This is a genomic window from Rhodoferax sp. U2-2l (assembly GCF_020594515.1).
Lineage (GTDB): Bacteria > Pseudomonadota > Gammaproteobacteria > Burkholderiales > Burkholderiaceae_C > Rhodoferax.
In genome coordinates this window covers 55,605-78,552 of record NZ_JAJCTH010000016.1, presented here as the reverse complement: position 1 = coordinate 78,552, position 22,948 = coordinate 55,605, and the positions used below count along the sequence as shown (strand labels likewise).

The following is a 22,948-nucleotide window of genomic DNA, read 5'->3' as shown; positions in this document are numbered from 1 at the left end:
ACCATCCGCCATGGAAGAAGTCTCCTCCAAAGTCATTGCTATCGAGCGCCTGCAAACGGGCATGTATGTCGAGCTTGAACTGGGCTGGATGGCGCATCCGTTTCCCACAGGCAGCTTCAAGATCACGTCTGAGCGACAGATCGAGATCATTCAGGGTCTCGGGCTCAGGCAGGTTCGCTACGTTCCTGCCAAAAGTGACCCGCCCCCCAGCACGCTGGTCGAGGCCCCGCTGCAGGCCACCAACCCGGCTAGTCCGCACAACGACACCGCCGCCCAGCGCGCCGCCCAGGAGCAACTGCAGCGTAAGCAGCGCGCTGATGCCTTGGCCGCCCAGCAACGTGATCTGGCCGTGTGCGAGCGCCGTTTCGGCCAGACCGTGCGCCAGTACAAACAGGTGCTGGAGCAGGTACACAGCAAGCCGCGCGAGGTGATGACGCAGTGCCAAACGCTGGTGGACAGTTTCGTCGGGGACATGCAGTGCAACGGGGAGACGGCGATCCGCCTGCTGTCCGATGGCATGGGTGACAAACTGGCCATGCACCCGGTCAACGTCAGCATCATCTCGCTGCTGCTGGGCAAACAGCTGGGGCTGGCGGCGGCAGACCTGGCGGACCTGGGTCTGGCGGCATTTCTGCATGACCTTGGCAAAACCGAGCTGCCCGACCGGGTGCGCTGGCTCGACGACAGCTTCTCCGCCCATGAAATCAAGGCCTACCAGTCCCACGTGGCCCAGAGCGTGATGCTGGGCCAGCGCATGGGCCTGCCTGGTGGCGCCCTGCAGGCCGTCGCCCAGCACCACGAGATGGTCGACGGCAGCGGTTTCCCAGTCCGGCTCAAGGGGGACGCCATGACCCTGCCGGGCAAAATCCTGGCCTTGGTCAACCGCTACGAAAACCTGTGCAACCCCAGCCGCCCCAGCTTGGCGGTCACCCCGCATGAAGCGCTGGCGCTGCTTTTTGCGCAGTTCAAAAGCCGGTTCGACGCCACCGTGCTGGGTGGTTTCATCCGCATGATGGGGGTGTACCCGCCGGGCTCGGTGGTGCAACTGACCGACGAGCGCTACGCCATGGTGGTGTCGGTCAACTCGTCGCGGCCACTCAAGCCCCGGATCATCGTGTTTGATGCACAGGTGCCCCCCCATGAGGCGCTGATCCTCGACCTGGAGGCCGCCCCCGAGCTCAGCATCAAACGCAGCCTCAAACCTGCCAGTTTGCCGCAAGCGGCGCTCGAGTACCTGTCACCACGCCAGCGCATTTGCTACTTTTTTGAGCGCGCGCTGGATGCGCCCGCGCCCGGGGAGGCGACATGACACGCGTGGTCTGGCGGCCGTTGATCGAGGGCTTGCTCGAATCGGTCTGGCTGGTCGACCCGACCGACCTGCGCATTCTGTCCGTGAACCAGGCCGCCTGCGACCTGCTGGGCCTGGCCCGGCAAGACATGGTGGGCAAACCCGCGATTGAACTCACCGCCACCCCGGAAGACCAGTTTTTCTGGGAGGACGTGGCCGCCGGCCTGACCGACAGCATCCACTCCGAGACACTCTTGCGCGGTGCCGATGGCGTGGCGGTGGCGGTGGAGCGCCGCGTCAGCCTGGTCTGGCCCGAGGCGGACCGCTCGGTGTACCTGGTGGGCATCCGCGACCTGCGCCAGCAACGCAGCACCGAAGACGAGCTGGAGCAACTGGTGGCCGAGTTACGCGCCACGCTGGAATCCACCGCCGACGGCATTCTGGTCAGTGACATGGCGGGCGGCATCCGCAACTACAACCGGCGCTTTGCCGAGTTATGGGCGGTGCCAGAGGCCCTTCTGCTCACCCGCAACGATGCCGCGCTGTGCGCCCACCTGACCAGCCAGGTCAGTGACGCGGCGCTGTACACCCAGCGGCTGCAAGACATCGCCGACAACCCGCTGCTGGAAGCGGCCGACATTCTGGTGCTGACCAACGCGCGCGTGCTGGAGCGCGTCACCCGCCCGCAATACAGCCGCGGCCAGCCCACCGGGCGGGTGTTCTCATTTCGCGACATCACGCAGAGCCTGGCCGCCGAATCGCAACTCAAGCTGGCCGCCAAGGTGTTCGAGTCCAGCCTGGAAGCGATCTTCATCACCCGCGCGGATTTCACCATTCTGGCGGTCAACCCGGCCTGTCTGGGCCTGACGCAGTGCCCGCCAGAGAAACTGCTGGGCGCCTCGCCCAAAGACTTCTTTTTTGACCCGCAAAACCCCGAACTGCTGACCAACGTGGTCGCCCGGCTGACGGAGCACGGCTTCTGGCGCGGCCAGCTCTGGCTGCGCCAGCAAGACCTGGGCGCCTGCGCCGTGCAGGCCTCGTGGGTGCTGCTGCGCGACGATGCGGGCCAGGTGTCGCACAGCATCGGTTTTTTCCGCGACCTGACCGAGGAGCACGCGGCGCAAAAACGCATCGAGCAACTGGCCTACAACGACGTGCTCACCGGCCTGCCCAACCGCCTGCTGCTGTCACAGCGGGCCGAGTTTGCACTGCGCGTGGCCGAGCGCAACGGTGGCGGATGTGGCGTGTTTTTCATCGACCTGGACCGCTTCAAGAACATCAACGACTCAATGGGCCACAACTTTGGCGACCGGGTGCTGGTGGACGTGGCGCAACGGCTGCTACGCTGCCTGCGCGACACCGACACCCTGTGCCGCCTGGGTGGCGACGAGTTTGTGATTTTTCTGCAATCCATGGATGCCCGCGGCGCCGAGGTGCTGGCGCAGCGCATTCTGGAGGCCATGGGCCAGGCTTTCCACGTGGACGATATGCAGTTTTCGGTGGGCTGCAGCATTGGCATTGCGCTGTACCCGGAGGATGGCCACACCCTGGACACCCTGATCAAGTGCGCCGACACGGCGATGTATCTGGTGAAAGCGCGCGGCCGCGGCAGCTTCCGGTTTTACCAGCCGCAGATGAATGTGAACCTGCTCTCCCACATCAAGATGGACCACGCCATGCGCCAGGCCATGGAGCGCAACCTGTTCCGGCTGGCCTACCAGCCACAAATTTCACTGGCCTGCGGCAGCCTGCTGGCGGCCGAGGCGCTGATCCGCTGGACCGACGACGACCTGGGCGTGGTATCCCCCGGCTTGTTCATCCCGTTGGCCGAAGCCTCGGGCTACATCACCACCCTGGGCAACTGGGTGCTGGAAGAAGCCGTGCGCCAGGCCACCCTGTGGCAAAACCAGGGCACACCGGTGACGGTGTCGATCAACGTGTCGGCGTTGCAGTTCCAGCAGCCCGATTTTGTCGACATCGTGGCCGCGGTGGTCAGCATTGCGGGGCTGGCGCCGCACCTGCTGGAGCTGGAGCTGACCGAGTCAATCCTGATCCAGGACGCCAACGAAACCCTGGGCCGCCTGCACGCGTTGGCCGCGCTGGGCGTGGCACTCTCCATTGATGACTTTGGCACGGGTTATTCCAGCCTGGCCTACCTGAAGCGGTTCCCTATCTCTAAGCTCAAGATTGACCGCTCCTTTGTCACTGGCCTGCCCGACGACGAGGGTGACCGCGCCATTGTCAGCGCCACCATCGGCATGGCGCGTGGCCTCAAGCTCAAGGTGGTGGCCGAAGGCGTGGAGACCACGGCCCAGCGCGACTACCTGGCCAGCCTGGGCTGCGAGTCGTTCCAGGGTTTTTTGTGTGCACCCGGCCTGCCCCCCGACCAGTTCGAGGCCCTGATGCACAGCCTGCCCAAACCGCTGCGCTGAGTCGCCACCATGCAAGCCACCCGCATCATCGCCATCCGCCACGGAGAAACCGCCTGGAACGTGGACACCCGCATCCAGGGGCACCTGGACATTGCCCTCAACGAAGTGGGCCAGTGGCAAGCCCGCCGCGTCGCGCAAGCCTTGGCAGATGACCCGGTGGACGCCGTCTACGCCAGCGACCTGCTGCGCGCCTGGCAGACCGCACAGGCGATTGCCGAGGTGGCGGCCTGCCCCCTGACGCCGCACACCGGCCTGCGTGAACGCGGTTTTGGCGAGTTTGAGGGCCGCACCTACGCCGAGATCGAGGCCCTCTGGCCCGACCTGTCACGCCAGTGGCGCCAACGCGAGCCGCATTGGGCGCCCCCCGGTGGTGAATCGTTGGTGGCCGTGCGCGAGCGGGTGCAGCGCACCGCCTCCAGCTTGGCGGCGCGCCACCTCGGCGGCCAGATCGTGCTGGTGGCACATGGCGGGGTGATGGACATGCTGTACCGGCTGGCCACCGGGCAAGACCTGCAGGCCCCGCGCGCCTGGCAGTTGGGCAACGCCGCCATCAACCGCCTGCTGTGGACGCCCGAAGGCTTCACCCTGGTCGGCTGGGCCGACACCTCTCACCTGGAGAGCAGCGTTCGGGATGAGGCCATCACCTGAGCGTATCGCGCTTGATGTCTGCCGCCCTTCAGTTGGCGTAGAGCTTCGCAATCACCGGCTTGAGTTCTGCCTTGGCCGCGGCCAACACTGCCTCTCTGGCCTTCTTGGCAAAGCCGGACGGGTCGGTTTCGACAAAGATCATGCCCTTGGCTTTGAGCTCGGCTTCGAGCTTCTGCTCGTCGGCCAGCATCAAGGAGCGCTCGTAGGCTTGCGCGCGCTGGGCGGCTTCCTGCACCGCTGTCTTTTGATCTGCCGTGAGTTGGTTGAACGACTTCTCACCCATGGCCAGGTAGATCCAGGAGCGGACATGCTCGGTGCGGTTCACGTATTTCTGGACCTCAAAAAACCGGGCCGACTTGACCAACGCCAGCGGGTTCTCCTGGGCCTCCACGACGCCCGTCTGCAGTGCGGTGAACACGTCACCAAACGCCATCGGGGTGGGTTGCGCCCCAACGCTGCGCCAGAATTGCATGAACACCGGCACGTTGGGCACGCGCATCTTCAGGCCCTTCACATCGTCCACCGATCGGATGGGTGTTCTGGAGGTCAGGTTGCGCGGACCCCGTGCGAAGTAGGCCAAGGGGATCACTTTGGCGCGTTCAATCACCTCCTGCTTGATCTCTTGCCCCAGCGGGCCCGTCACCGCCTTGTCCACCTCGGCCAGGCTCTTGAAGGCATAGGGAATGGCCAGCAAGGCGGCTTTGGGCGCCCAGTTTTGCAGCGATTCACCGGTGAGGGTCATGTCGGCAGAGCCCAGTTGCATGCCGTTGATCAGGTCCATTTCCTTGCCCAGCGCCTCGTTGGCGAACACCTTGACCTCCACCTGGCCGCGGGTCAGGGTCTTGACCTCTTGTGCGAACTTCAGCGCCGCCTTGTGCCACGAATTGTCTTCATTGGCGACGTGCCCGAGCTTCAAGGTGACATCGGCCGCGCACGCGGCACCAGCGCAGAAGAACGCCGCACTGGCCAGGGCCAACGTGCGTCTCATTGTCCAGTCCGTTCGAGACATTTTTTTCTCCTGGTTGACGCCAGCCGACAAACGTTGGCCAGCCCGCTCACACACCAAAGAGGTCCACCCCACTTGCCTGCAGTGCCGGTGGCGTGACGCCCAGATGCCGGTAGGCGGCCAGCGTGGCGATGCGCCCACGTGGGGTACGTTGCAGGTAACCCTGCTGGATCAGATAAGGTTCGATCACGTCCTCAATGGTTTCGCGCTCTTCCCCAATGCTGGCGGCGATGTTGTCCAGGCCCACCGGGCCGCCGTCAAAGCGGTGGATCACGGCCTCCAGCAGCTTGCGGTCCATCAAGTCAAAGCCTTGCGGGTCCACATCGAGCATGGCCAGCGCGCGGTTGGCGATGTCGAGCGTGATCTCGCCCACCCCTTTGACGTCGGCATAGTCGCGCACCCGGCGCAGCAGCCGGTTGGCAATGCGCGGGGTGCCGCGCGAGCGGCGGGCAATCTCGAAGCCGCCATCCGGGTCGGTCGGCACATTGAGCAGCCCGGCGCTGCGTTTGACAATGCGCGCCAATTCCTCAGGCGTGTAAAACTCCAGCCGCGCCACGATGCCAAAACGATCCCGCAGCGGGTTGGTCAACATGCCGGCACGGGTGGTGGCGCCCACCAGGGTGAAGGGTTGCAGATCGAGCTTGATGCTGCGCGCCGCCGGGCCTTCACCAATCATGATGTCAATCTTGTAGTCTTCCAGCGCGGGGTAGAGGATTTCCTCAACCACCGGGCTCAGGCGGTGGATCTCATCGATGAACAGCACATCGTTTTTTTCCAGGTTGGTCAAGAGCGCCGCCAGGTCCTTGGGTTTCTCCAACACCGGGCCGCTGGTCTGGCGCAAATTCACCCCCAGCTCGGCAGCGATGATGTGGCTCAGCGTGGTTTTGCCCAAGCCGGGCGGGCCAAACAGCAGCACATGGTCCAGCGCCTCGTCGCGCTTTTTGGCAGCGCCGATAAAAATCTCGAGCTGTTCACGCGCCTTGACCTGGCCCACATAGTCGTCGAGCAGCTTGGGGCGCAGGGCGCGCTCAATCGCCTCCTCATGGGGCGAGGCGGGCGCGTTGGACACCACACGTTTGGCGGGTGCCGGGGCAAAGTCGTCGGTTTGGATACTCACAGCGGGCTCAGGTGGCGGAATCGAATGGGCAAAGCGGGGTTTGGCTGGCACTATAGCGCTCAATACTGTGCCCGAGTTTGCCGATAACAAGACATACAGACTATTCACGCCCCGCGCACCGCAGTGCCTGACCCCGGACAAGACATGAACACACACCCCACCTGGCCCCGCGCCATGCCCCCCCCTAGGCTGGCGGCTCGCGCTCAATGTGACGCAGACTGGCGCGCACGGGCCTGGGCCACCTGCCTGAGTGCGCTGCTGATTGGCGGCGGCTGGAGCCAGGCCCATGCCGCCGACCCTGGCGCCGTGGTCGCCAAACCCGCCGCCAGCGCGAAGTCAGCGCCCTCCAAACCGGTCGCCACGGCACCGGAAGCCGCCCCCGCCGAGGACAAAGTCGACCTGGGCAACGACATCAAAAAAGCCCTGCGCGAGAGCCTGCCCAGTCGCAAAAAACTCACCCTGGTGATCTCGGACCAACCCGAGCCGGTGGCTGCCCAACCCAAACCGGCGCCAACCGCCAAAGCGGCCACAACCGCCAAAACGGCAGCCATCGCTGTAGCGGCTGTGGCGACCTCTGCCCAAGCAGCTACGCCCGAGGTGCAGGCCGCACCCGCCCCCGCGGTGCGCCCGGCCGTGGCGGCACGCAGCCCACGGGTCGTCCCCGCCGTGGTCAAGCCCACAGCCAGCCGCGAGTACCTCCAGGCCCGGGCCGCCGCCCTGGCCGGGCATGCCCCCGCCCTGGCCAACCCCACCGACGGCAGCCACGGCGATGGGCACTGGACGTATGCCGGACCCACCGGCCCGCAAGCCTGGGGCCAGCTCAAGCCCGAGTTCACCACCTGCGCCATCGGCAAACGCCAGTCGCCGATCAACATCGAAGATTCATACACGTTGCAGGGCCCGGCCGAGCCGCTGCTGTTCAACTACCAGCCCGCCAACGGCGTGGTGGTGAACAACGGCCACACCATCCAGGTGAACATCCAGGGCAACAACACGCTGACCGTGCGCGGCTCCACCTACACGCTGGTGCAGTTTCACTTTCACACCCCGTCGGAAGAACGGGTGAACTTCCGCAGCTTTGCCATGGTGGCGCATCTGGTACACCAAAATGAGCAGGGACAACTGGCCGTGGTGGCGGTGCTGCTGGACCCGGGTGAAGCCAATGCGCTGATCGACAAGGTGTGGACCTACATGCCGCTGGACATCAATGACGAGGTGCGCATGCCCGCTGGCCTGCTGGACATGGATGAGCTGCTGCCCAAAGACCAGCGCTACTACCAGTTCATGGGCTCGCTGACCACGCCGCCCTGCACCGAAGGGGTGTTGTGGATGGTGATGAAAACCCCCACCCAGCTCAGTCAGACGCAGTTGCGGCTGTTTCAGCAGCTTTACCCCAACAATGCCCGCCCGGTGCAAGCGGTGAACGGTCGCCCGATCCGCAACGCCCAGTAAGCGGCGCAGGCGCTAAGCGGGCTGTTGTACCGGCAGCCAGACCCTGAACGTGGCCCCGCGCCCGGGTTCACTGCTGACCTCGATGCGGCCATGGTGCTGCTGCACGATGCCGTAAGACACCGACAGGCCCAGCCCGGTGCCCTGGCCGACCGGTTTGGTGGTGAAAAATGGGTCAAAAATGTGCGCCAAGTCATCCGCTGCGATGCCCTGGCCGTTGTCAGCCACCTCCACCCACACCTCGTCGCCCTGGCAGCCGGTGCGCAGGGTGATCACGCCTTGCCCTGCCATGGCTTGCGCGGCGTTTTGCAGCAGGTTCAGAAACACCAGGTTGAGTTTGGGCAACACACAGGTCACCGCGGGCAAGTCACCGTAGGCCTTGCGCAGCTCGCAGCGCTGGCTGATCTGGCTCCCCAACACGCTCAGCGTGCTCTCCAGGCCCTGATGGAGGTCTTCCGCGCGCCAGCTATCGGCCGCATCGGTGCGGGCAAAGTCGTTGAGCGCCAACACAATGCGCTTGACGCGGTCCAGCCCCGCTTGCGACTCATCAAGCAGCGGCAGCACATCATCTTTGATGAAGGGCCAGTCCAGCTGGTTTTTCAGGACAGCGATCGCGTTCATCTTCAGCTGGGCGTTGCCGACACAGGTTGGCGCGGCTTCATAGGCGGCGATGATCTCCAGGCAACGGGCCACATAGCCCTTGAGCGTGCTGAAGTTGGCGTTGACAAAGCCAATCGGGTTGTTGATCTCATGCGCCACCCCGGCCGCCAGCAAACCGATGGCGGCGAGTTTTTCAGACTGCAGCAACTGGCTCTGCGCCTGCACCAGCTGCGCATTGGTGGCCCGGAGGTCCGCGTTGGCCTGCGCCAGCTGCCGGGCGCTTTGCTTGAGTTTGAAGTTGGTCTGCGCCAGCTCGGTCTGCGCCTGGGCATAGGCGCGGTTCAGGTCCAGCACGGTGTGGGTCAGGTGCTCCAGTTCGGCCACATCAAATTCGGCCAGCAGGCGCAACGCACCGCCCTCGCGCCAGATGCGCGCCTTCAGGGTGCGGGTTTGGCCCGCATAGTCGCCAACGGTCAGCAACCCGGCATACACCAGCGCAGGCTCGGCCCCGGCCACACCGGGCAGGGCCAGCAGCGCAGAAAAATCGGGCTGGATAAAAAACCCGGCCACCGGGCAGGGCTTGGGCACAGGGGCGGGCACCTCGATCAGCCGCAAAAACCCGGCGTTGGCCTCCAGCAGCAGGCCGGCCTCGCTGATGCGCGCTGTCACCACCGCCAGCAGTGGGGCCAGGTCAGACGCGCCGCAGCTCATGACACAGCAGGTCGGGTGGCCAGCATTTGGTCAGCGCAGGCCACCGCCGCTTGGGCATCGAGGCTGATGGCATCGGCCCCGAGCACGTCCGCCAGACGGCCAAAGCGGTTCACGGCCAGCCCGCCAATCATCACCACCGGGCGCTGGCTGCCCATGGCCTCGTTGAGTTGGCCGATCACCGCCTTGGCCGCGCGCAACTGATGCGCAAACGCCACGGACAGCCCCACCAGATCGGGCTGGCTGGCGGCAACTTGCGCCACCAGCGCGGGTGTCGGCACGTCGGCCCCGAGGTAGTGCACCTGCCAGCCCGCCAGAGAAAACGCGTCCGACACCATCAACAGGCCCACCGCATGCTGGTTGCCTTCCACACAGGCCAGCAGCACACTTTTGCCAATCGGCGCGGGCGGCGGCGAGCGCATCAGGCCCATCGGCATGACCATCTGCACGATGGCGGTGGCCATATGCTCTTGCGCCACCGAGATCTGGTTAGCTTGCCATTTCTCGCCAATGTGATACAGCGCGCTCTGGATGATGTGCATCTCCACATCCACCAGGCTGTGCCCCGCATCCATGGCGCGGTTCATCACGTCCAGCGCCGCGCGCTGGTCGCCACGCAACAAGGCGGCCTCAAAGTCCTGCGCCTCGGGCCACGGCTGCTGCACGGGCAACAGCACCGGCGCACTGCCCGCCTGCAAAAAACCCTTGCGCGCCGCGGTGAGCGCCTGCACCACCACCGCGCCGGAGGCAGGCGGCATCTGCGCGCCAAAAAACTCGCCCAACCAATCCAGCGACTGGGCCAGGTGCTCGGACGGGATCGACCGGGCGACCAGCACACTGTCGAGCCAGCTCAGGTAGTCCACCATCGGCTGCAGCAGGCCAAACTCCAGCACCGGGCGCAAAAACTCCAGGTGAAAGATCAGGTCGTCCTGACAGGCCTGGCGGCCCGCCTCGCCAAAACGTGCGTAGGCCGAACCGTGCGTGGCATAAAACCGCTCGGTCACGGCTTTGACCGCGTCGCCCTGCAGCGCCAGGAATTGCTGCAGCCCGGCGGCGTCCAGGGTGGCGAGGTCAGCAGTTTTCATGGGCAACTCCAGGGTTAATGGGCAAACACGTTGAAGATCTGGATCTCGGTGCTGCCGCGCACCAGCTTGAGACCGCGCGGAATGCCCTTGTGCGAGGCATGGTAGCTGTGGCCATGGTGCCAGTCGCGGTAACTCTGCTCATCGGCCCAGCGGGTCACCAGCCACACCTCGGCAGGATGGCCCACCGGGTGCATCACTTCCAGCCCCAGAAAACCCGGTGCGTCATCGACCAGGTGCGCCCGTTCACAAAACGCGGTGTGCACCGCCTCGTCCATGCCGTTGGCGATGGTGAATTTGCTGATCACCACCACCGGCTGTGCGTTTCTGGCTGGGTGTTCTGCCGGACTGGGCAGGGGCGCGGCATCCGACATGGTTCATCCTTTCAGCCGCTCGGCCAGCCACTGGCACAGCGCGTGGGTGGGCGACTCAAAACCGTGGATACCGGTGTAGTGGTCGGCCTGCGCCAGCGCGCTGAGCTGGCTGACATTGCCCGCCGCGGCCCAGGCCTGATGGAACCGCCCCGACTGGCGCGCGAACTCGGGCGTTTCCTGATCCCCCCAATTCACCCAGAGCGGCGTCGCACAAGGCCGCACCGAAAAAGCGGGCGAGTTGCGCCGGATGATGCCGTCGTCCAGCTGGATCATGGGCTGCAGGTAGCTGTAACGCAGGGGGGCGATGTCATAAATGCCGCTCACCAACACAGCGGCGGTTAGCGGATCCATCGGCAAGCCGTAGTCGCGCGCCCATGGCGTTTGCAGACACATGGCAGTCAGATGGGCGCCGGCAGAATGACCGCCCATCGCGATCCGAGCCGGGTCGCCACCGTAACGCGCGATGTTTTTGAAGACCCAGGCCAGCGCCGCGCGCGCCTGGCGCGTGATCTCGTCGATCGTCACCCACGGGCACAAGGCGTAATTCACCACCACGGTGGTGATGCCCAGCGGCTGCAGCCCCAGCGCCACGCCACTGAACTCCTTGCTGGACAGCGCACGCCAATAACCCCCGTGCAGAAACACAAACACCGGCGCGTTGGGCGCCTCTGCCGGAAAAATGTCCAGCGTTTCGGCCAAGGTGGGGCCGTAAGGCACATCCAGCGCGCTGGTCAAGCCCGCCCGGGCCAGCGCCGACTGCTGCGCGTAATGCCGGGCTGGCGCGCTGGCATCCGGCAACCTGATCGCCGGGTTGTACTGCGCATCGATCTGCGCCTGGGTGTCAAAGTCGCGGTAGAGCGTGTTCATCACACGCCAATATACCGCTGCCAAAGCGCCGGTTGGGCCGCCAACTCGGCAGAATTTCCTTGCCAGACCACCTGGCCGCGCTCGATCAGCGTGTGGTGGTTGGCCAGCTTGACCAGCCGCTGCACGTATTTGTCGATGACCAGAATGGTTTGCCCCTGGGCGCGCAAGGTGTCCAGGCAGTGCCAGATTTCCTCGCGCACCAGGGGCGCCAGCCCTTCGGTGGCCTCGTCCAGGATCAGCAGGTGCGGGTTGGTCATCAGCGCGCGGCCAATGGCCAGCATCTGCTGCTCACCGCCCGAGAGCTGGTTGCCCATGTGGCGACGGCGCTCGGCCAGCCGGGGAAACAGCGCAAAGATGCCATCCAGCGTCCACGGGTTGGCGCTGCCATGGCGGTTGGCGGCAAAGGCCAGCAGGTTCTCCAGCACCGACAGGTTGGGAAAAATCTGCCGCCCCTCGGGCACCACCGCCAGGCCCATGCGGGCGATGCGGTCCGGCGCGAGTGCCTCGATGCGTTCACCACGAAAACGCACCGTACCGGCCAGGGCCGGTGTCAGCCCCAAAATGGAGCGCACGGTGGTGGTTTTGCCCATGCCGTTGCGCCCCAGCAGGGTGGCCACCTCACCGCTGTGGATGGCCAAAGTCAAACCAAACAGCACCTGGCTGCTGCCATAGGCGGTTTGTAAACCTTCCACGTCCAGCAGCGCGCTCATGCGGCGGCCTCGTCATCGTCACCCAGATAGGCCGCGCGCACTTCCGGGTGGGCGCGGATGTGGTCCGGCGTGCCGCAGGCGATGACCTTGCCGTACACCAGCGCCGAGATGCGGTCGGCCAGGCGAAACACCGCGTTCATGTCGTGCTCCACCAGCAGCAGCGTGGTCTCGCCGCGCAGGCTTTGCAGCAGCTCGACCATGCGTTCGGACTCCTCCGGCCCCATGCCCGCCATGGGTTCATCCAGCAGCAGCAGCTTGGGGCGTGTCGCCAGCGCAAGACCCACTTCCAGCTGGCGCTGCTCGCCGTGCGACAAGTTGCCCGCCAGTTGCTGCAGTTGATGCGCCAGACCCACGCGTGCCACCACCTCGGCGGCCACCTCGTAACGCTCGGTATCGCGCCGCGCCGCGCGCCACGGGTTCAGGCTCAAGCCCGCATGCGCCTGCACGGCCAGCGCCACGTTGTCCAGCACCGACAGGTGCGGGAAAATGCTGGTGATCTGGTAGGACCGCGCCAGCCCGTGCGCCACCCGCGCGTGCATCGGCATGGTGGTGATGTCGATGCCGTCAAAGTGGATGCGCCCGGCACTTGGTGCCAGCGCGCCCGAAATCAGGTGGATCAGCGTGGTTTTGCCGGCGCCGTTGGGGCCGATCAGGGCGTGGATTTCTCCGGCCAGCACCTCAAAATGCGCGTGATCGGTGGCCAGCAGGCCACCAAAAGACTTGACCAGTTGGTCCACCTGCAGCAGCGTCGCGTGCGTCATGCCCCACCCCGCTTGCGCCACAGGCTCAGCAAGCCATTGGGCGCCAGCAGCACCACGACCAGCAGCGCCATACCCAGGCCCAGCTGCCAGTGGATGGTGAAGGTGCTCAACACTTCTTCCAGCACCAGAAACACCACCGCACCGACAAACCCACCATACAGCCGCCCAACGCCGCCCAGAATCACCATGATCATCAACATGCCGGACTCGCTCCACTGCATCATCGACGGGCTGACAAACCCACCCTGGTTGGCCAGCAGCGCACCGGCCAGACCAGCCAGCGCGCCCGCCAGCGTGAAGACAATGAGCTTGATGCGGTACACCGGAAAGCCCAGTGCCACCATGCGCGGCTCGTTCTCGCGGATGGCTTGCAGCGCGTGGCCCAAGTCAGAGTTAAGCAACCGGTGCAACAGCGCAAACACCGCCACGGCCAGCGCCAGCACCAGGTAATAAAACGGGCCGTCCTGGCTCAGGCTCAGCCCCCAACCCAGTTCTGAACGACCCGCCAGCGACAGCCCATCGTCCCCGCCGTAGGCCTTGAGCGAGATCATCAGGTAATACAACATCTGCGCAAACGCCAACGTGATCATGATGAAGTACACGCCCTTGGTGCGCAGGCTGATGGCGCCAATGAGCAGCGCAAACAAACCACTGGCGAGCACCGCCACTGGCCAGCTCAACCACGCCGACACCACCCCTTCCTGCATCAGGATACCCACCGCATACGCCCCGACGCCCACAAACGCCGCATGGCCAAAACTGACCATGCCGCCAAAGCCCAGAATCAGGTTCAGGCTGCTGGCCGCCAGCGCAAAGATCAGGATGCGGCTGGCCACGCCCACGTAAAACCCGTGTCCCATTGCATCAGCCAGCATCGGCAACAGCACCAGCCCCGCCAGCAGCAACAAAGCAGGCAGCACGGGCAGGTGATGGTCCAGCAAGCCCGGTGCTGACGGCGCCAAGCGGGCAATTTGCGGCACACCTGCCGTATCGGAAGGACCGTTAACCATGGGCAGGAAACAAGCCTTGCGGCTTGAAGAACAGCACCGCCGCCATCAACAGATAAATCAGGATAGACGACACCGCGGGCCCGGCGTTGGCCGCTGCTTCCGGCCCCAGCAGCCAGTCAAACAGCAGCGGCAGCAGCGTGCGCCCGGCCGTGTCCACCACGCCCACCAGCAAGGCCCCCAGCAGCGCGCCGCGAATCGATCCAATACCGCCGATCACAATCACCACAAACGCCAGGATCAGGATGCTCTCGCCCATGCCCACCTGCACCGCCAGCAGCGGCCCCAGCAGGCCACCCGCCACCGCACACAGCGCCGCGCCCAGCGCAAACACCGCGGTGAACAACTTGCGCACATCCACGCCCATGGCCAACGCCATCTCGCGGTTCGACGCACCGGCGCGCACCTGCATGCCGTAGCGTGTGCGCGTCACCAGCACATACAGCAGCAAAGCCACCGCCAGCCCGACACCAATGATGAACAGTCGATACGCCGGGTAACTCAGGCCCGGCAACAGCTCCACCGGCCCGGCCAGCGCGGCAGGCGGGTTGAGCTCCAGCGGCTGCGCGCCCCAGACCATGCGCACCAGCTCGTTGCTGATCAGTAAGATGGCAAACGTGCCCAGCACCTGCGACAAGTGGTCACGCGCGTAGAGACGGCGCAACACGGTCAGCTCCAGCAACGCCCCCACCACCGCTGCCGCCAGCACGCCCAGGCCCAGGCCCAGCCAGAAGGAGCCACTGGCCAGCGCGATGCTGGCCACCAGATAGGCGCCAATCATGTACAACGAGCCATGCGCCAGGTTGATCATGTCCATGATGCCAAACACCAGCGTCAGCCCGGCGGCCAGCAAAAACAGCATCAAGCCAAACTGCAGCCCGTTGAGCGACTGCTCCAGAACCAGAAGTCCCGTCATCAGACCCGGGCGTGTTTACAGCGCCGGCATCTTGCACTGCCCGACGTAGGCGTCCACGTGGTTCTTGAACACCGTGTTCAAAGTGCGGTTGGTGATGCGGCCCTGGGCGTCTTTGGTGATCACGCGCAGGTAGTAGTCCTGCACCGGGAAGCCGTTGCTGTTGAACTTGAAGGCGCCACGCACCGAGTCGAATTTGGCCGCGGCAATGGCTTTGCGCAAGCCTGCCTTGTCGGCCAGGTTGCCCTTGACATCGCGCACGGCGGCGTCCATCAGGCGCGCGGCGTCATAACCCTGGCTGGCGTACAGCGTGGGCAGGCGGCCGAACTCTTTCTGGAAATCGGCCACAAACCGTTTGTTGGCGGCGTTGTCGAGGTCATGCGCCCACTGGCTGGTGTTGAACATGCCCAGCATCGGCTCGCCAACCGCGCGGATCACGTCTTCGTCCGCCGAGAAACCCGGGCCAAACAAGGTCATGTCCTTGGACAGCCCGGCACCGACAAACTGTTTGATGAAGTTCACGCCCAGGCCACCGGGCAAAAAGATGTACACCGCATCGGCACCCGAGGCGCGCATTTTGGACAGTTCGGCGCCGTAATCCAGCTGGCTCAAGGGCGTGTAGGCTTCAGAGACGACCTCGCCCTTGTAAAAGCGCTTGAAACCGGCCAGCGCGTCCTTGCCCGCCGGGTAGTTGGGCGCCAGCAGCGCCACTTTTTTGAAGCCCTTGTCCATCACCGTCTTGCCCACGGCTTCGTGCTGGTTGTCGTTCTGGTACGAGGCGCTGAAGAAATACGGGTTGCACTCGGCCCCGGCGTACTGCGACGGACCGGCGTTGGCGCTGATGTAGAAGGTCTTGGCGTCAAAAATCGGTTTGCCGACCGCCAGCATCACGTTGGAAAACACCACGCCGGTCATGAAATCGACCTGATCGCGCTTGAGCAGCCGGTCAGCGGTCTGTTTGGCGGCATCAGGCTTGCCTTGGTCGTCGGCCACGATCACTTCGGCAGGCAAACCACCGAGCTTGCCGCCGGATTGTTTGAGCGCCAGGTTGAAGCCGTCGCGGATGTCGATGCCCAACCCGGCACCGGGGCCTGAGAGCGTGCTCAGCAGCCCCACCTTGACCTTGTCGGCGGCCTGCGCTGCGCCAGCCAGCAGGGAAAGTGCCGCCGCGGCGGCCAGGGTCAAACGCAATGCGGGTAAGCCAGTGGTTGTCATCTCGGGTGGGTCCTGTCAGTGGGTGGGATGTCATAAAAAGTGTGATTGTCGCGGAGGCAAGGGGCCTACTTCGCCAGCGCCCGCAGCGCCAGCTTGATGCCCTCACTCACGCCCACGTCCTGCGGCAGGGCTTTGAGGGCGGCGGCGGCTTCCTTGTCGTTGTAGCCCAGCGCCAGCAAGGCCTGCAAAATGTCGGATTGGGCGTCGTTGGCCACGCTGGCGACCACACCGATGTCCGGGCCGAGTTTGCCTTTGAGTTCGAGCAGCAGCCGCTCGGCGGTTTTTTTGCCGATACCCGGCACCTTGATCAGGCGGCCCGCCTCCTGCAGGGTGATGGCTTGTGAGAGTTCGGTCACACTCATGCCCGACAACACCGAGAGCGCGGTACGCGGCCCGACACCGCTGATCTTGATCAGCTGGCGAAACGCCTCACGCTCGGCCGCATTGGCAAAACCGTACAGGATCTGCGCGTCCTCCCGCACCACAAAGTGGGTCAGCAAGGTGACCTTGGCGCCGATCTCGGGCAGGTTGTAGAAGGTGCTCATCGGCACCAGCACCTCGTAACCGACGCCGTGGCAGTCGATGATGACCTCGGGCGGGTTTTTGTTGTCCAGCGTACCGGTGAGCTTGCCTATCATTTTTTACCTATCATCAAGAAGTCTTTGGGTCTGACGGAAAATCGGCCCAGGCAGGCAGGCCCAACAACCCAGCCGCCAGCCACGGCATGTTGGCCCAACCCCACGGAGCGGTGAAACCGCCGCCCCTCTTCAGAGAATTATCAACGTGATCCTTCGCCATCTGTTTTCGCCACCCAACAACACGCGTCTGAGCCACCTGTGTGGCCCGATGGACGCGCACCTGCGCACCATCGAGACCGCGCTGCAGGTCCGCATTGCACACCGGCACGAGCAGTTCAAGGTCGATGGCCTCAAGATCCACGCCCAGCGTGCGATGGAGATGCTGCAGGCGCTGTACGAGATGGCGGCGCGCCCGATTGAGCCACGCACGGTGCAGCTGATGCTCTCGGGTGACGGTGATGTGAATGGTGCCGATGGCCCATCACTCAAAACCCGCCGCGCCGACCTGAAACCACGCTCGATGAACCAGGCGCATTACCTGGACTGCATCGCCAGCTGCGACATCACCTTTGGCATCGGCCCGGCTGGCACTGGCAAAACCTACCTGGCCGTGGCCATGGCGGTGGACGCCCTGCAACGCAGCACGGTGCAGCGTATTGTGCTGACGCGCCCAGCGGTTGAAGCCGGTGAGCGCCTGGGTTACCTGCCCGGCGACCTGGCGCAAAAGATCGACCCCTACCTGCGCCCGCTCTACGACGCACTCTATGACCTGATGGGTTTTGAGGCGGTGCAAAAAGCCTTTGAGCGCCAGACGATTGAGATTGCGCCGCTGGCCTTCATGCGCGGGCGCACCCTGAACACCGCGTTTGTGATTCTGGACGAGGCGCAAAACACCACGCCCGAGCAGATGAAGATGTTTTTGACCCGCATCGGTTTTGGCTCCAAGGCCGTGGTGACGGGCGACGTGAGCCAGATCGACCTGCCCGCCGACCAGCTCAGCGGTCTGATCGACGCCGAAAGGGTGCTGCGCAGTGTCGACGGCATCGCCATGTGCCGCCTGACCAGTGCCGACGTGGTCCGCCACCCGCTGGTGGCGCGCATTGTGGATGCCTACGACGCGCCGGGTCGCTTCAACCCGCACCCACGCCTGGATGCCGACCCCATGCCTGCGCTGGCGCCCGCCGCCTCACGACCGCGCACCCGCAAAGCGGCGCCGTAAGCTGATGAATTCTGATCGACGACGCTGCCAGCCTTGACTCATCAACGGCTTGAGGCTGATTCCGCAACCCTTTCTGACCTCCGATCCCATGAACCAACTCACCCTGTCCCTGCAATTTGGCAAGCTGGCCGATGCCGCCCTCCACCGCGCCGCGCTGCCGCGCCACAAGGTGGCCAAATGGATTCGCCACGCGCTGCAAGACGACGCCGAAATCACCGTGCGCATCGTTGACGCGGAAGAAGGCCAGGCCCTGAACCGCGACTACCGGCAAAAAGACTACGCCACCAATGTGCTGACGTTTGACTACACCCAGGAACCCATCGTCACCGCCGACCTGGTGTTATGCGCACCGGTGGTGGCCAAGGAAGCCAAAGAGCAAAACAAAACCCTGGAAGAACACTACGCCCACCTGCTGGTGCACGGCACCCTGCACGCCCAGGGCTGGGACCACGACGAGGACGAAGACACCCAGGTGATGGAGCTGCGCGAAAGCGAGATTTTGGCGCGCCTGGGGTTTGACAACCCGTATTGAGCCTGCTGCGGAACTCTGCGCTGCCACCCGACTCTGACCACCCCATGACGTTCCCCTTGATCCTGACACGCTGGCTGCTGGCGGCCGTTTTCATCGCTATCAGCCCCACAACCATTTGGGCGCAAGGCCAAAAGACGATCACCCAGGTGGTCACCACCGAGCAGGTGCGTGCCGAGCTGATGGCGCACGCCCCGGACGGTGCCGACCCTGGCAAAACCGTCTGGGTGGGCCTGCAGCTCGCCCACATCCCCGACTGGCACACCTACTGGAAAAACACCGGCGACCCCGGCCAGCCCACCGCGCTGACCTGGACCTTGCCAGTGGGCGTGCTGGCAGGCGACATCGCCTGGCCGCTGCCGCACAAGCTGCCGCTGGGCACGCTGATGAACTATGGTTACGACGGCACGGTGCTGCTGCCGGTACCGCTCACCATCACACCCGGCTTCAAGCCCTCGCCACTTTCGCCCGAACTGGAGATCAAACTGCAGGCCAGCTGGCTGGTGTGCCGCCAGGAATGCATCCCGCAGGACGGCGAATTTGTGCTGCGCCTTCCGACTCGAAGCTCCACCGCCCTGAACGCCAGTGTCTTTGAGACCGCCTTGCGGGACCAGCCCAAGCCACTCCAAGTGCCCGCCAGCATCACCCTGGACGGCCAGAGCATCAAGCTGAGCGTGCCCGGCCTGCCCGCCAGCCTGCGCGGCCAAAAGCTCGACGTCTTTCCCGAAACCCCCGAAGTGATCGAGCCCGCCGGGCCCTGGACGCAGGCTTGGCAAGGCGATGTCTGGACCGCCAGCCTGCCCATGGCCCTGCACCGCAGCGCCAGCCCCACGCAGATGCCGCTGGTGCTGGTGGCCGAGGCGCCCGGTCAGCGCAGTGGCTACCTGATTCAGGCACAAGTCAGTGGCAACTGGCCCGCCCAGGCGCCTGTCACCATGTCCGCCCCCACGGCCCCGAGCTTCGCGCCAGCCTTGCCCGCCAGCGTGCCGCCCAGCTTCTGGCTGGCACTGGTCGGCGCGCTACTGGGCGGTGTGATCCTGAACCTGATGCCCTGTGTGTTCCCGGTGCTGGCGATCAAGGTGGTGAGCTTCACCCGCCACGCCGATGACCGGCGCAGCCACCGCGTGAGCGGCCTGGCCTACAGCGCGGGAGTCGTCCTGTCGTTTCTGGCCCTGGGCGCGCTGATGCTGGCGCTGCGCGGTGCGGGTGAACAACTGGGCTGGGGTTTTCAGCTGCAGTCACCCGCGGTGGTGGCGGGCCTGGCCGTGTTGTTCTCCGTGATTGGTCTGAACCTGGCGGGGCTGTTTGAGTTTGGCCAGTTTGTGCCTGGCCGCCTGGCCACGCTGGAGGCCAAGAATCCGGCCGTCAACGCGTTTTTGTCGGGCGTGCTGGCGGTGGCGATTGCCTCGCCCTGCACCGCGCCGTTCATGGGCGCCTCGCTGGGGCTGGCTTTGAATCTGCCTGCGCTGCAGGCGCTGGCCATCTTCGCCACGCTGGGAGTGGGCATGGCCCTGCCCTATCTGGCGGCCAGCTGGTCGCCCGCGCTGGCACGGCTGTTGCCGCGCCCTGGCGCGTGGATGGCGACTTTCCGCCGCGCCATGGCGTTCCCGATGTTTGCCACCGTGGTCTGGCTGGTGTGGGTGCTGGGCCAGCAAACCGGCATCGACGGCGCCAGTGCCTTGCTGGCGCTGCTGGTGGGGCTGGCGCTGGTGATCTGGGCCTTGACCCTGCATGGCCACGCGCGCCTGCCTGTGGTGGCGTTGTCCATCGCTGCCTTGTCCCTGATGACATGGGCCACCGGCAAACACATCGTCACCTTCCCGGAGCCTGCCAGCAGCTTGGTCAGCAGCGCGCGCTGGCAGGCCTGGTCACCCGGCAAGGTGGAGGAACTGGTCGCCAGCGGTGCGCCGGTGTTTGTGGATTTCACCGCTGCCTGGTGCGTGACCTGCCAGTACAACAAGAAAACCGCCTTGGCCAATGCCGAGGTGCTGGCCGACTTTGACGCGAAAAAAACGGTGTTGTTGCGCGCGGACTGGACCCGCCGCGACCCGGCCATCACCGCAGCGCTGGCCCAACTGGGGCGCAACGGCGTGCCGGTGTATGTGTTTTACCAGCCAGGCCGGGCGCCGGTGGTGCTGTCGGAGATTTTGTCGGTGGGCGAGGTACGCGCCGCCATTGCGGCCTTGTAGGGCTGGGGGTCGCCCGGGCTAAGACTTTCTTAAGCCTGGCTTTTTAAGCTGGAGCCTAGTTCATCACTGAGGTTCCCGCATGACAAACTTTCGCCAACCCACCACCCTGCTGGCCAGCCTGGCCGCGTTGACCATCGCCCTGCCGCTGGCAGCCAGCGCCAACCCCATCCTGGACAGCTACAAGGCCCAGGCCAAAACCGAGAACGCCGCGTTCAAGGATTTCAGCGCCGAGGCCGGGAAAAAGTTGTACACCACCCAGGGCCCGAACCAGGTGTCGTGCGCGTCGTGTCACACCGACTCGCCCAAAAACGTCGGCAAACACGCCAAAACCAACAAAGCCATTGACCCGCTGGCGCCCAGCGTGAACGCCCAGCGCTTCACCGACGCGGCCAAGGTGGAGAAATGGTTCAAGCGCAATTGCAACGACGCCTTGGCCCGCGCCTGCACCACGCAGGAAAAGGGCGACTTCATGGCCTACGTGCTGGCGGTCAAATAAGGAGCCACCATGACATTCAGCACATTCTGGCGACTGGCCGCTACCGCAGCGCTGGCTACGATCGCCTTCACCGCGCACGCCAAATACAACGGCGAGGACCGCGGCAAGCCGGTGATGCCGGCCCAGTCGAACGCCCAATGGGCGGCCGAATGCGGCAGCTGCCACCTGGCTTTTCCGCCGGGCTTGCTGCCTGCCGCGTCCTGGAAAAAGGTCATGACCGGGCTGGACAAGCACTTTGACACCGATGCCTCCCTGTCACCCGCAGACAACCAGGCCATCACCGACTACCTGGTCAAACACGCCTCCAACCGCTGGACCGCCAACACCGCACCGATCAAGATCACCGATGGCGAATGGTTCAAGACCAAACACCGCGCCAGCGAAATCGACCCGGCGGTGTGGAAACGGGCGTCGGTCAAGAGCCCATCCAACTGCATCGCCTGCCACCGGGCTGCCGACAAAGGCGAGTTTGACGACGACACCGTGCGTATTCCGAAATGAGCGCGCCTGACCTGGACACCACCGCCAGCCACCAACAACCCACCCTGATCTGGGACCTGCCCACCCGGCTGTTCCACTGGGCGCTGGTGGCCAGCTTCGCGCTGGCCTGGTTGACCAGCGACTCGGACGAATGGCTGGCCGTGCATGTGTTTTGCGGCTACCTGATGCTGGGGCTGATCGGCTTTCGGCTGGTCTGGGGCTTTGTCGGCTCGCACTTTGCGCGTTTTGCCAGCTTCCGCTTCAGCCCCCAACAGGGCATCCAGTACCTGAAAGACGTGGCCAGCGTCAGCGCGGCGCGCTTTGTGGGGCACAACCCGACCGGCAGCCTGGCGATTTACATCCTGCTGGCACTCAGCCTGGCCGTGGGCGCGGCAGGCATCCTGACGCTGGGCGCCGAAGAACAGCACGGCCTGGCGGCGGGCTGGTTCAGCTTTGCCCAGGGCGACCTGTTCAAGGAGGTGCATGAGGTCGCCGCCACGCTGATGCTGCTGGTGGTGGGCGGCCACATTGCCGGGGTGGTAGTGGAAAGTGTGCTGCACAAGGAAAACCTGGCTCGATCCATGGTCAACGGCCTCAAGCAAGCGGCACCGAACACGCCCAAAAGCAAAGCGCGCGCAGGCGTCGCCGTGGTGATGCTGCTGGCCATGCTGGGCTTTGGCGGCTGGTGGTTTGACTACGCGATTCAGCGCCAGCTCGACACCCCGGCGCAGCAGCAAGCGCACCGCGCCGGCGAGCACCACACGCGCCATGTGCCATTTGTCGGCCCCACCCTGGCCGACAACGCGCAGTGGCGCGAGGAATGCGGCAGTTGCCACGGGGTGTTTCACCCGTCATTGCTGCCCGCACGTTCCTGGCAAAAGATGATGGCCGAACAAGACCGCCATTTTGGCGATGACCTGGGCCTGGACGCCACCACCACGGCCAGCGTGCTGGCTTTTTTGGTGACCAACACGGCAGAGGGGCACCCCACCGAGGCGGCATACAAGCTGGACCAATCCATCCCCCGCAACGCCGCGCCGCAACGCATCACCGAGGTGGCTTACTGGATCAGAAAGCACCGCGACATCGCTGCCGCCGACTGGGCCAACCCGCTGGTCAAAGCCAAGTCAAATTGCGCCGCCTGCCACCCCGATGCCGACCTCGGCACCTATGAAGACGGTGCCATGCAGATTCCCAAGCGACCCACCTTGTGAGCCCACCAGGTGGCCCCGTGGTTTTTGGCACTTTTCAGCCGCTACGATGGGGCCCCCGCAAACGCC

Annotated in this window: 22 protein-coding genes; 10 read left to right on the top strand and 12 right to left on the bottom strand. The window is 64.9% G+C overall.

Annotation, left to right across the window (positions count from 1 at the left end):
• Positions 1–10 precede the first annotated feature (10 nt).
• Genes LHU53_RS14845 through LHU53_RS14835 form a run of 3 tightly spaced genes read left to right on the top strand, consistent with a single transcriptional unit; the run spans position 11 to position 4,368 of the window.
• Entirely contained in the window at positions 11–1,309 is a 1,299-nt protein-coding gene (locus LHU53_RS14845; RefSeq protein WP_227333434.1) for an HD-GYP domain-containing protein, read from the top strand.
• A complete protein-coding gene (locus LHU53_RS14840; RefSeq protein WP_227333433.1) occupies positions 1,306–3,720 on the top strand; it encodes an EAL domain-containing protein in 2,415 nt (804 codons plus the stop codon). The genes LHU53_RS14845 and LHU53_RS14840 overlap by 4 nt, the downstream gene beginning before the upstream one ends.
• A 9-nt stretch (positions 3,721–3,729) precedes the next feature.
• The gene (locus LHU53_RS14835; RefSeq protein ID WP_227333432.1) at positions 3,730–4,368 is read left to right on the top strand and encodes a histidine phosphatase family protein; all 639 of its coding nucleotides are present in this window, start codon (positions 3,730–3,732) and stop codon (positions 4,366–4,368) included.
• 28 nt (positions 4,369–4,396) lie between these two features.
• Here the strand turns inward: LHU53_RS14835 and LHU53_RS14830 are convergent, their stop codons facing one another.
• Both LHU53_RS14830 and ruvB read right to left on the bottom strand, forming a co-directional pair.
• Complete coding sequence (locus LHU53_RS14830; RefSeq protein WP_227333431.1) at positions 4,397–5,356, bottom strand: TRAP transporter substrate-binding protein; 960 nt, start codon at positions 5,354–5,356, stop codon at positions 4,397–4,399.
• Between the two features lie 67 nt (positions 5,357–5,423).
• Complete coding sequence (ruvB, locus tag LHU53_RS14825) at positions 5,424–6,491, bottom strand: Holliday junction branch migration DNA helicase RuvB (RefSeq protein ID WP_227333430.1); 1,068 nt, start codon at positions 6,489–6,491, stop codon at positions 5,424–5,426.
• 144 nt (positions 6,492–6,635) lie between these two features.
• Here ruvB and LHU53_RS14820 point away from each other — a divergent pair, with 144 nt between their 5' ends.
• Positions 6,636–7,943, top strand: coding sequence for a carbonic anhydrase (locus tag LHU53_RS14820; RefSeq protein ID WP_227333429.1), 1,308 nt, complete (start codon positions 6,636–6,638; stop codon positions 7,941–7,943).
• A 12-nt stretch (positions 7,944–7,955) separates the two neighbouring features.
• Here LHU53_RS14820 and LHU53_RS14815 read toward each other — a convergent pair whose 3' ends face one another.
• The 10 genes from LHU53_RS14815 to ruvA all read right to left on the bottom strand — a co-directional run bounded on the left by LHU53_RS14815 (position 7,956) and on the right by ruvA (position 16,815).
• Positions 7,956–9,251, bottom strand: a complete 1,296-nt coding sequence (locus tag LHU53_RS14815) for an ATP-binding protein (RefSeq protein WP_227333428.1) — start codon at positions 9,249–9,251, stop codon at positions 7,956–7,958.
• Positions 9,248–10,333 carry a B12-binding domain-containing protein gene (locus LHU53_RS14810; protein ID WP_227333427.1) on the bottom strand — a complete coding sequence of 362 codons (1,086 nt, stop codon included), beginning with the start codon at positions 10,331–10,333 and terminating at the stop codon, positions 9,248–9,250. The genes LHU53_RS14815 and LHU53_RS14810 overlap by 4 nt, the downstream gene beginning before the upstream one ends.
• 14 nt (positions 10,334–10,347) lie before the next feature.
• A complete protein-coding gene (locus LHU53_RS14805; protein WP_227333426.1) occupies positions 10,348–10,704 on the bottom strand; it encodes an antibiotic biosynthesis monooxygenase in 357 nt (118 codons plus the stop codon).
• A 3-nt stretch (positions 10,705–10,707) separates the two neighbouring features.
• The gene (locus tag LHU53_RS14800; RefSeq protein WP_227333425.1) at positions 10,708–11,571 is read right to left on the bottom strand and encodes an alpha/beta hydrolase; all 864 of its coding nucleotides are present in this window, start codon (positions 11,569–11,571) and stop codon (positions 10,708–10,710) included.
• Complete coding sequence (locus tag LHU53_RS14795; RefSeq protein ID WP_227333424.1) at positions 11,571–12,281, bottom strand: ABC transporter ATP-binding protein; 711 nt, start codon at positions 12,279–12,281, stop codon at positions 11,571–11,573. The genes LHU53_RS14800 and LHU53_RS14795 overlap by 1 nt, the downstream gene beginning before the upstream one ends.
• The gene (locus LHU53_RS14790) at positions 12,278–13,042 is read right to left on the bottom strand and encodes an ABC transporter ATP-binding protein (RefSeq protein ID WP_227333423.1); all 765 of its coding nucleotides are present in this window, start codon (positions 13,040–13,042) and stop codon (positions 12,278–12,280) included. The genes LHU53_RS14795 and LHU53_RS14790 overlap by 4 nt, the downstream gene beginning before the upstream one ends.
• Entirely contained in the window at positions 13,039–14,052 is a 1,014-nt protein-coding gene (locus LHU53_RS14785) for a branched-chain amino acid ABC transporter permease (protein ID WP_227333422.1), read from the bottom strand. The genes LHU53_RS14790 and LHU53_RS14785 overlap by 4 nt, the downstream gene beginning before the upstream one ends.
• Complete coding sequence (locus LHU53_RS14780; RefSeq protein ID WP_227333421.1) at positions 14,045–14,965, bottom strand: branched-chain amino acid ABC transporter permease; 921 nt, start codon at positions 14,963–14,965, stop codon at positions 14,045–14,047. Before LHU53_RS14780 ends, LHU53_RS14785 begins: the two co-directional genes overlap by 8 nt.
• 15 nt (positions 14,966–14,980) lie before the next feature.
• On the bottom strand, positions 14,981–16,177 hold the full coding sequence (locus LHU53_RS14775) for an ABC transporter substrate-binding protein (protein ID WP_227333420.1): 1,197 nt from the start codon (positions 16,175–16,177) through the stop codon (positions 14,981–14,983).
• A gap of 65 nt (positions 16,178–16,242) precedes the next feature.
• On the bottom strand, positions 16,243–16,815 hold the full coding sequence (gene ruvA / locus LHU53_RS14770) for a Holliday junction branch migration protein RuvA (RefSeq protein WP_227333419.1): 573 nt from the start codon (positions 16,813–16,815) through the stop codon (positions 16,243–16,245).
• 145 nt (positions 16,816–16,960) lie between these two features.
• Here ruvA and LHU53_RS14765 point away from each other — a divergent pair, with 145 nt between their 5' ends.
• The 6 genes from LHU53_RS14765 (at position 16,961) to LHU53_RS14740 (ending at position 22,882) form a co-directional block, all read left to right on the top strand.
• Positions 16,961–17,974 (top strand): PhoH family protein, encoded by a 1,014-nt coding sequence (locus LHU53_RS14765; RefSeq protein ID WP_227333418.1) that lies wholly within the window; start codon positions 16,961–16,963, stop codon positions 17,972–17,974.
• Between the two features lie 88 nt (positions 17,975–18,062).
• Positions 18,063–18,506, top strand: a complete 444-nt coding sequence (gene ybeY, locus LHU53_RS14760; protein ID WP_227333417.1) for an rRNA maturation RNase YbeY — start codon at positions 18,063–18,065, stop codon at positions 18,504–18,506.
• Positions 18,507–18,550: 44 nt separating this feature from the next.
• Complete coding sequence (locus LHU53_RS14755; protein WP_370632314.1) at positions 18,551–20,692, top strand: protein-disulfide reductase DsbD family protein; 2,142 nt, start codon at positions 18,551–18,553, stop codon at positions 20,690–20,692.
• A gap of 79 nt (positions 20,693–20,771) precedes the next feature.
• The gene (locus tag LHU53_RS14750) at positions 20,772–21,188 is read left to right on the top strand and encodes a DUF1924 domain-containing protein (protein ID WP_227333416.1); all 417 of its coding nucleotides are present in this window, start codon (positions 20,772–20,774) and stop codon (positions 21,186–21,188) included.
• A gap of 9 nt (positions 21,189–21,197) precedes the next feature.
• Positions 21,198–21,689 carry a diheme cytochrome c gene (locus LHU53_RS14745; RefSeq protein WP_227333415.1) on the top strand — a complete coding sequence of 164 codons (492 nt, stop codon included), beginning with the start codon at positions 21,198–21,200 and terminating at the stop codon, positions 21,687–21,689.
• On the top strand, positions 21,686–22,882 hold the full coding sequence (locus LHU53_RS14740) for a cytochrome b/b6 domain-containing protein (protein WP_227333414.1): 1,197 nt from the start codon (positions 21,686–21,688) through the stop codon (positions 22,880–22,882). Before LHU53_RS14745 ends, LHU53_RS14740 begins: the two co-directional genes overlap by 4 nt.
• Positions 22,883–22,948: the final 66 nt, after the last annotated feature.